A 1122-nucleotide genomic window follows, 5' to 3' on the forward strand; every position below is an offset into this window, starting at 1 on the left:
TACAAACTCTTGATCGACGGTTTGGTCGACGACAAACGGCCGTGGACGCTCGATCGGCTGTACGCGCTGCCCCAGGAGACACAGATCACCCGCCTTGTGTGCGTCGAGGGCTGGAGTGCGATTGGAAAATGGACGGGAACGCCGCTCCGCGAATTTCTCCGCCGGATTGGCGCCGATACGCGGGCAAAGTACGTGCATTTCACCTGCGCCGAAGGCTATTCGAGCTCCATCGATACGGCCACGGCGCTGCATCCGCAGACGCAGATGACCTTCAAGTACGATGGTGAGGTCCTGCCGCCGAAATACGGTTTTCCGATGCGCCTGCGCATTCCGACCAAGCTCGGCTTCAAAAATCCAAAGCACGTCATCGGGCTTGCGGTGCTCAACAACTACACCGGCGGTTACTGGGAGGATCAGGGTTACAACTGGTTTAGCGGGCTTTAAACCGGAGAGGCAACGCCTGTGCTGTTTCAGCAAGCCGTCCCGAAAACTGATGTCGCCTTCGGGTCATTTTCGACGGACTTGCTGGAGATTGTCGGCTGGTTGATGTCCGCTTTGTCTCGTTAACGACCAAGCTCGCGCGGCGGCGCAATATGTTGCGAAGGGCCACAACCCGACTTATGCAGTGCGCAAGCAGCATGCTTACTCGATCACCTCGTCGATACTAGCATCGCTCACCGTCACTCCCGCTATCGGTTAGCGCTGAGAGCATGGCGTGGACCGCAATTGCCGCTATGACACCCGTGACAAACAGCCCGAGAAAGCCAATTCCGATCGCAAGCGCGCGCGACAACGCTTGCTTCGGGACGAGATCACCGTAACCAATCGTGAGGCCGGTAATGAAAGTAAAATAGACCGCATCCCCGAGAGGCCAGCCCTCAACAAAACCAATCAGCAATCCCAACGCAAGCTGAATTGCCAGAAGTACAGACAACACCGGCCACGTCACGTGAATCGCATGGCCAAGCGCTACCAAAAAGCGCCGCCGCAACGGCTTCCGTGCCGGCCGGTTCATGTCGTGGCGACCTCCGCAAACAGAGCGCTGCAGAAGTGGTGCAGCTCAGCAATGGATCGGCACAATAAAACTAGAGCAAGGTCTTCAAACCGGACAAAGGTGCGGCC

2 protein-coding genes are annotated in these 1122 nt (G+C 57.5%); one reads left to right on the top strand and one right to left on the bottom strand.

What is annotated here, in order from left to right; translation table 11 throughout:
• Window positions 1–444 (top strand): molybdopterin-dependent oxidoreductase (locus tag AC629_RS43920; protein WP_168195763.1); only part of this gene is annotated, 444 nt, incomplete at its 5' end.
• A 220-nt stretch (window positions 445–664) separates the two neighbouring features.
• On the opposite strand, the gene AC629_RS43925 is transcribed toward AC629_RS43920, so the two are convergent.
• On the bottom strand, window positions 665–1015 hold the full coding sequence (locus AC629_RS43925) for a potassium channel family protein (protein ID WP_245332205.1): 351 nt from the start codon (window positions 1013–1015) through the stop codon (window positions 665–667).
• Between the last annotated feature and the right edge of the window lie 107 nt (window positions 1016–1122).

The organism is Bradyrhizobium sp. NAS80.1, from assembly GCF_001908205.1.
Taxonomy (GTDB): domain Bacteria; phylum Pseudomonadota; class Alphaproteobacteria; order Rhizobiales; family Xanthobacteraceae; genus Bradyrhizobium.